This window comes from Candidatus Angelobacter sp. (assembly GCA_035607015.1).
Taxonomy (GTDB): domain Bacteria; phylum Verrucomicrobiota; class Verrucomicrobiia; order Limisphaerales; family AV2; genus AV2.
This window is the reverse complement of record DATNDF010000340.1, coordinates 1-7,081: the sequence shown is the minus strand read 5'-3', so window position 1 is coordinate 7,081 and position 7,081 is coordinate 1. Positions and strand designations below refer to the sequence as shown.

Annotated in this window: 7 protein-coding genes; 4 read left to right on the top strand and 3 right to left on the bottom strand. The window is 58.5% G+C overall.

What is annotated here, in order from left to right; translation table 11 throughout:
* On the bottom strand, positions 1–1,082 hold a 1,082-nt coding region (locus tag VN887_13640), incomplete at its 3' end, for an N-6 DNA methylase (GenBank protein ID HXT41048.1).
* A 44-nt stretch (positions 1,083–1,126) separates the two neighbouring features.
* On the opposite strand from VN887_13640, the gene VN887_13635 reads away from it, so the two are divergent.
* The 3 genes from VN887_13635 to VN887_13625 all read left to right on the top strand — a co-directional run bounded on the left by VN887_13635 (position 1,127) and on the right by VN887_13625 (position 3,581).
* Positions 1,127–2,608 carry a hypothetical protein gene (locus tag VN887_13635; GenBank protein ID HXT41047.1) on the top strand — a complete coding sequence of 494 codons (1,482 nt, stop codon included), beginning with the start codon at positions 1,127–1,129 and terminating at the stop codon, positions 2,606–2,608.
* Positions 2,609–3,045: 437 nt separating this feature from the next.
* The gene (locus tag VN887_13630; GenBank protein ID HXT41046.1) at positions 3,046–3,282 is read left to right on the top strand and encodes an addiction module protein; all 237 of its coding nucleotides are present in this window, start codon (positions 3,046–3,048) and stop codon (positions 3,280–3,282) included.
* Positions 3,279–3,581 carry a type II toxin-antitoxin system RelE/ParE family toxin gene (locus tag VN887_13625; GenBank protein HXT41045.1) on the top strand — a complete coding sequence of 101 codons (303 nt, stop codon included), beginning with the start codon at positions 3,279–3,281 and terminating at the stop codon, positions 3,579–3,581. Before VN887_13630 ends, VN887_13625 begins: the two co-directional genes overlap by 4 nt.
* A gap of 28 nt (positions 3,582–3,609) precedes the next feature.
* On the opposite strand, the gene VN887_13620 is transcribed toward VN887_13625, so the two are convergent.
* The gene (locus VN887_13620) at positions 3,610–4,302 is read right to left on the bottom strand and encodes an HAD family hydrolase (GenBank protein ID HXT41044.1); all 693 of its coding nucleotides are present in this window, start codon (positions 4,300–4,302) and stop codon (positions 3,610–3,612) included.
* A gap of 215 nt (positions 4,303–4,517) precedes the next feature.
* Entirely contained in the window at positions 4,518–5,984 is a 1,467-nt protein-coding gene (locus tag VN887_13615) for a hypothetical protein (GenBank protein ID HXT41043.1), read from the bottom strand.
* 170 nt (positions 5,985–6,154) lie between these two features.
* Here VN887_13615 and VN887_13610 point away from each other — a divergent pair.
* On the top strand, positions 6,155–7,081 hold a 927-nt coding region (locus VN887_13610), incomplete at its 3' end, for a DUF4185 domain-containing protein (protein HXT41042.1).

The following is a 7,081-nucleotide window of genomic DNA, read 5'->3' as shown; positions in this document are numbered from 1 at the left end:
CCGGTGTTGTAGAAGAGTTGGTCAGGCAGGGCGACCACGGCCTCCAGCCAGTCGTTCTCAATGATCCAGCGGCGGATCTCGCTCTCGCCGCCGCCGGCGTCGCCGGTGAAGAGGGGCGAACCGTTGAAGACGATGGCGAGGCGGCTGCCGCCGTCCTGCGGGGCGCGCATCTTGGCCAGCATGTGCTGGAGGAAGAGGAGCGCGCCGTCATTCACGCGGGGCGTGCCCGCCCCGAAGCGTCCGCTGAAGCCGAGGGTGTCGCGCTCCTGTTCGATGTAGCGCTGCTGCTGCTTCCATTCCACGCCGAATGGGGGATTGGCGAGCATGTAGTCGAAGGTCCATTTCTTGCCATCGGCGGCGCGGTCGAAACCGTCCTTGGTGAACGTGTCGCCGAGGATGATGGCGTCCGCATCCTCGCCCTTGATGAGCATATCGGATTTGCAGACGGCCCAAGCCTCGTCGTTCCAGTCTTGGCCGAAGAGCTTGGGCTGGGCGTCGGCGTTGAGGTCGCGGATGTATTTCTCGGCGACAGACAACATGCCCCCTGTGCCGCAGGCGGGATCATAGATGGTTTTGACGACATGACTGCGGGCCAGATCTTTCTCCGGCGACAGAAGGAGATTGACCATAAGCTTGATCACCTCGCGCGGTGTGAAGTGCTCCCCGGCCTCCTCATTCGATTGCTCTGCGCCGATCCGGATGAGTTCCTCGAAGACGTAGCCCATCTGCATGTTCGCCGCGTCGGGCTTTAAACCGGGAAAGCTCAGGTCAATTTTCGGATCGATGAACGCCTTGATGACCAAGTAGAGCAGGTCTTTTTCGGCCATCTTCGCGATCTGCACATCAAATCCAAAACGTTCCATTATAGCGCGAACGTTCGGCGAGAAGCCGTTGATGTAGCTGTTGAGATTCGGCGCGAGCTGGTTGGGGTCGTCGAGTAGGCCGTTGAGGCCGCTGCCTTCTACCGGCTTCGCCATCGTGAATTTTGAAAGGTTAAAGAATGGGACGCCGGTGATCTGGGAAAGGCGGTGGCGGATGATATTTTCGCCCTTGGTCTTGATGGCAGCATGTTCCTTCAGCACCTGCGCCTTCGTCGGCCATAGAGGAAGGATTTATTCTCGACGTGGTGAAGAACTACACCACCTACGCCACCTATTACCGGCTGGTAAAGGCCATCGAGGATGATCCGAACCTGCCGAAGAAAAAGGCGGCGCGGGCAGTGGCCAAGTTTATGAGCCTGCACCCGCATAACATCGAGCAGAAAACCGAGGTGATGGTGGAACATTTCCGCCAGAAGGTGCGCGGGCATCTCGGCGGTCAGGCCAAGGCGATGGTGGTTACGTCCTCGCGCCTCCATGCGGTGCGCTACATGCAGGCATTCGAGCGTTACATCGCCGAGAACAAATACACGGATATTCGCCCGCTGGTCGCATTCAGCGGCACGGTCAAAGACCCTGACACCGGCCTCGAATACACCGAGCCGGGGATGAACACGGATTGCGTGAGCGGCGAGCCGATCAGCGAAAAGCAGCTTCCGGCGCGATTTGCCTCATCGGACTATGAGGTTTTGTTGGTGGCCAATAAATACCAGACCGGCTTTGACCAGCCCTTGCTCTGCGCCATGTATGTAGACAAGCGGCTGGATGGCGTGCAGGCGGTTCAGACATTGTCGCGTTTGAACCGGAAAATTCCCGGCAAGGAAAACCCGTTTGTTCTCGATTTTGTCAACGAGGCGGAGGACATCTATCGCGCTTTCAAACCCTACTACGACGCGACGAGTTTGCAGGAAGCATCCGACCCGCAAAAGCTGGATGCGCTGAAGCACGAACTGGACGCGGCGCAGGTCTATTACTGGAGCGAGGTCGAGGCGTTTGCCCGGGTATTCTACAAGCCTGTCGCCCGCCAGAGCGCGCAGGACCATGCCGGAATGCAACTGCACCTCCAGCCAGCCGTGGACCGTTTCAAGGCGATGACGGACGAGCCGAAGCGGAGCGAGTTTCGTGAGAAATTGAACGGCTACGTGAACATCTATTCGTTCATGAGCCAAATAATGCCCTACGGCGACCCAGCACTGGAGATGCTTTACAGCTTCGGGCGTTTCCTGCTGCCGCATCTACCCCTCGATCGGGATAGTGAGGGTGTGAAGATCAGTGATGAAGTGGGCCTTCAATACTACCGCTTGCAACGCATTTCTTCCGGCGAGATTGAACTTCGGGAGGGCGAGCCTGAGGGCGTGAAAAGCCCGACAGATGTGGGCACAGGCAAAGCCAAGGAAGAGAAAGTCCCGTTGTCCGAAATCATCAAGGTCCTCAACGAACGGTTTGGCACGAACTTCACGGAAGAGGACCGGTTCTTCTTTGAGCAGATCCGCGAGAAAGCCACCACCAACGAGCAAGTCGTCAAACTCCGGCGTGCCAATCCATTCGACAAGTTCCAGCTCGGCCTGCGTCAACTCATCGAGAATCTGATGGTCGAGCGCATGGCGGACAACGACAAGATCGTCACCCGCTACATGGATGACAAGGAGTTCGGCGATGCTGCATTCAGAGTCTTGTCGAAAGCGATTTACGACTCGATTCCGTCTAGCGAAGCATCCGGCGAACAATGATTTTCTGTCGTTCATACAGGGAAGGGATTGGTTTTGATATTGTCCGCCCGACGCCATGGCCAAGACATTTAACCGCGCGCCCGTTTAATCAGGCCGTGCTGGAACTCGCCGTGAATTGGGAAGCCGAAAAACTCTACGGCGTCGAAGCCCCCGCCCCTTCGACGAGTTTTGATTTTTAACCGACCAGGCGTCAGCGTTCATCAGCGCAGATTAGCGGTCAAAAATGCACCTCACCCGAAGCCCTCACCCCCAGACCCTCTCCCATCCGATGGGCGAGGGTGGCGTCGGACTCTCCCCAGCGCGGAGAGGGAGAATTCTTTCGCGCGCCCCGGAACACCGCTCGTTGAAGCGGAATAAATTCCACGCTCCCGAAGCACATTAACTGTCCCCCTGAATTTCGGGCTGACACTGCCGCGTAAGTGGGCTATTTTCCCGCCATGAGCAAAGCTGAGATCGTCGCAGAACTGTCCAAGCTCACCCCCGCCGAGCGGGAAGAGATTCGCCTTAAGCTGGCCGAACTGGATGGCAACGACTGGCTCGACGAGGACGATCCGTTGACCGACGGCGAGAAGGCGTTGATCGAAGCCCGCATCGAAGCGCACGAGAAAAATCCGGAAACAGCCATCCCCTGGGACGAGTTTGAAGCCCGACTCAAACGGAGACTGGGTGAGTGAACTACCATCTGGTTGTCCGCCCGGAGGTGGACACCGACCTGTTGGAAGCCGACGCCTGGTATGAAAAACAGCAGGCCGGGCTGGGCCGGGAGTTTCTGCTCGCGGTCCGCGAGAAGATGGCTCGGTTGCCGCGCAACCCGTTACTTTACCGCATCCGACATCGTCGCAAGCAGGTGCGCTGGGCTTACCCACGCCGCTTTCCTTATCGCATCGTGTTCCAGGTGATTCGCGACACGGTGGTCATCTACGCGGTCTTGCACGCCGCACGACACGACCGGGAGTGGCGTCAACGACTATGAATCCGCGTGAGCGTGCTTGCTTTTCTGATTATTTCGCAGGGACGGCTTTGGCGGCGCCGAACAGCGCGGGTAAATCGTAGTTCACCAGCTCTCCGATGCGCTCAACGGTGATGTCCGCCGGCGGATAGGTGGCGATGACTTGCGGGTCGAACGCATAATGCCCCTGGCGCGGGAAGACGGTGGTCAACCGTCCACTCCAGATTTTCTTCATCGCCGCCAGAATGCGCAGTTTGTCGTCCACCATCACGTAGTGCTCGGCCGGATACCGCTGCTCCACGTCGTCGAGTTCCTGCTCCTTGTGGACGTATATGAGCACGTTGCCGTCCACGGCTTCGAACAGGCCGGACCGTTCCACTTTGCGCGGTTGGAAGACGACGTCGCCGTCCGAGAGGATGACCGCCGGTCCCCATTGTTTGACATGATCAATGACGTCGAGCGAGTTTGGATAGAGGCGGTTGGCGAACGGATAGTTTACCAGGAAGCTGGAGACGATGAGCAGGCGCGGGTCGCGCGGATACTCGATGCGGTAGCGTTGCAATGCGCCAAGGTAATCAGCGTAACCGAGTTCGGCGCGCAACTGCTCGAAGATGGCCCAATAGGTTTGCGCGCGTTCGGGGCCGACTTCGCGCTGGAGGTGGAGCTGGAGGTCCGCGGTGACGCGGTCGTTGTCGAGCAGCGTGTTGTCCACGTCAAACAGGAAGACAATTTTGTGGGCGGGCATGGAATCGGACTGATGTTGCCTGAACTGATTTCAGTGGCAAACGATTTTGAGCGCGTGCACGTGCCGAGTTGGATCGTCCAAATGGAACAGGTCTTCCCGACTCAGCGTCCATCGTGATCTTCGTGTTGAGCAATCTGCCGGCTTGTGCAGCGTCGAAACTCCGCGACGGTTCCGCATTCGGGCACCGAACAATGTCGATGCGGCGCATTCCGGAGTCAGTCCTCCGCGGAAGTATAAGTCAGGTCGTCGAAATAAACCGTGACACTGTTGCCATCGATCCAGGGTGTGCAGATGCCGAAGCGGTCGAACGTTGCGCCGATGTCTTTGTGCCCCGGCGCGAGGTCGAGGGCGCAGGTCTGATCGTCGAGACCGACGGTGATCCGGCCGTTGCCGTTCGCGCCCTCAGGGTCGTAGCGCAGAAACCAATCGTGGACCTTTCGGTCGGGATAAATGCGCGGCGCTTTTCCGCCGTTTGATCCGAGCGCGGTCCCTTCGTCGCCGTGCGTGCGATAGACCGGGTAAAAAAAGAACCCTTCGCCCGACGGCCCCTCGATGTTGATCCCGAGATAATCCATCGGGACCGACTGTTTTTGCGATGGATTGCTCCGCATGCTGTGTTTCGAATGGTAAAAGCCGATTGACGCCGTGCTGTCGCTGATCGCGCGCAAGACCGCAACTTTCCCGCGTGCCTCGAGTTTTCTCTTGAGGGTCAACGTTCCGAGCCGATCGCCATAACAGCCCATGCGCGCCGGTTCACGGCAGTCGCCGCGGAATATCAATCCACCCAGTTCGCCGGCCATTCTGCCGCCGGCGTAGTGGGTCTGGTTCCAGCCAAAATCGAACTTTGGCCGCGTGTCCATCGTCACGTAGGTGCGGTGGTTGTTGAAGGCGTCCCATTTCGGGTCTTCACTGAAATCGAAAGCGACGCCGTTGATGGTGAGGTCGTCGAGCCAGACTTCGCCGGGGCCGTCCCACGTCTTGAGGACGGGCAGAAGTCCGAAGTGGGTGACAGTGAGTCCGTCGTTGCGCCGCTGGGATGGCTCGATTTCACAACGCGCGGTTTTGCCGTCTATTGTGAAGGTCAACAGGCCCCTGCCGCCTGCGCCGCTCGGGTCATAAGCCATCTTCCACTTGTATGTCTTGCCGCATGGAATCTCGACGGGCGAAATCCGTTCGCCCTGGACGATCTCGCCGATGACACCCGCGGAGGCGCGCCAGCGACTGGTGCAATATTCCAGATGACAGTGAAACGTCTCGCCGCGGCCGTTGATACGGGCAACCATTGTGTTCGGCGTGCGCCATTCATTGAGTGTGTTCATGTTGAAAAAGCCCAGCAGACAATGGCCGCTGCCGCTCGGCACGAACAAGCGCCCTTCGGCCGTCATCGGAGAATCGAGATCGAGCGGCTTGGGCAAACGATAGCCGTAATAGGCCGGCTCACCAGCCGGGTTGATCCGACCACCAATTTCACCAGCCTGTCCGCCGGCATGGCTTGTTGTTGCGCTGTAACCGAAATCCTGTGTGACCGTCTTCGGTTCAAAATGTTTGTTCCGGTTGTTGATCCCCTCCCAATTTGGCGGCTCCCGGTCGAAGTTCTCTGTTCGCACGGCGGCGCGTATTGAAAGGATCGTCGCGTAACCCAGAATGCAGGCAAGCCCGGTCCGAATGAACGAAGTCTTCATGCCGGACGGGAAGCGTAGCCCGCCGTCGCGGATTGGCAACCACGGAACCTGGCAGGGATCTCCGGCAAATCGCCTGAACGCACCACCGCCTTATGTCGGCGGAACCGGGCCGTGAAGTTGGCCGGCTCACCGTCGGTTGCCATCGGCCGGTGTCATGCTAAACTGCGCGAGTGCGCCTCCGGAACCTGTTTTTTTGCAGTGCGATTTTCTTTATCGCAGCGGCTCGCGCCGTCGCTCAGAACGGTCTGACTCTGACCTGGATCACCAATTCCTCCGTCAAGATGGAGCAGGTCATCGGCGACAAGGACTGGGCCGATGCAGCGAGAGGGACCAACACACCGACCACCAGCCTGACCGTCACGCGATTTCACGTTCTGGGGAACGGCCTCGGTTATTCGTTCGAACACGACGGCAAGCTCATCTTCCTCTTCGGCGATACCATCAGCGAAGACCCGACCAACCTGAATTACCACGCCGCGGATCCAATCGCCTGGAGCACCAGCACCGATCCCGAAGCGGGATTGCTCATCAATTTTTACACCAACAGCGACGGATCGCCCCTCTTCGTCAAGCCATCGGGAATCAAAATGGGACCGGACGACGTGCCAAACTCCGGATTCAGCCTCAACGACCGGATTTACCTCATCTGCCACACCGGTTCGGACACGAGCAACACCAACAATTCGCACCAGGGCGATTACTCGGTCCTGGTGAGCTTCGACGAAGCGGGCCAGACGTTCACCACGAACCGCACGATCTCGATGCTCGATTCAAACCTGGATTCCCGAAGCATGATGCAGGGGCACTTCATCATTGATTCACCCCACATCTACGGAACCAACGTGATCATGTTCGGCCTGGGAGAGTATCGCGCGACGGACATCTATCTTTCCATCGTTCCGACAAACAGTTTTTTGAGCGGAGCGGGAACACGTTACTTTGCCGGCCTCACCAACGGGCAGCCGTTGTGGAACAACTTTGAGTCAAACGCGGCGCCCGTGGTGGTGGACAATCCGACGAACGGCCCGCCCTGGCCCAATGATTTCCCGACGATCGGCAATGTCTCGGTGATTTATTCGGCCGACCTTGGCCTTTGG

Bases quoted from the DNA above. Each gene is read 5' to 3' on its own strand.
- VN887_13630 (HXT41046.1), top strand. From the start codon at position 3,046: ATGAGCAAAGCTGAGATCGTCGCAGAACTGTCCAAGCTCACCCCCGCC.
- VN887_13615 (HXT41043.1), bottom strand. From the start codon at position 5,984: ATGAAGACTTCGTTCATTCGGACCGGGCTTGCCTGCATTCTGGGTTAC.
- VN887_13620 (HXT41044.1), bottom strand. From the start codon at position 4,302: ATGCCCGCCCACAAAATTGTCTTCCTGTTTGACGTGGACAACACGCTG.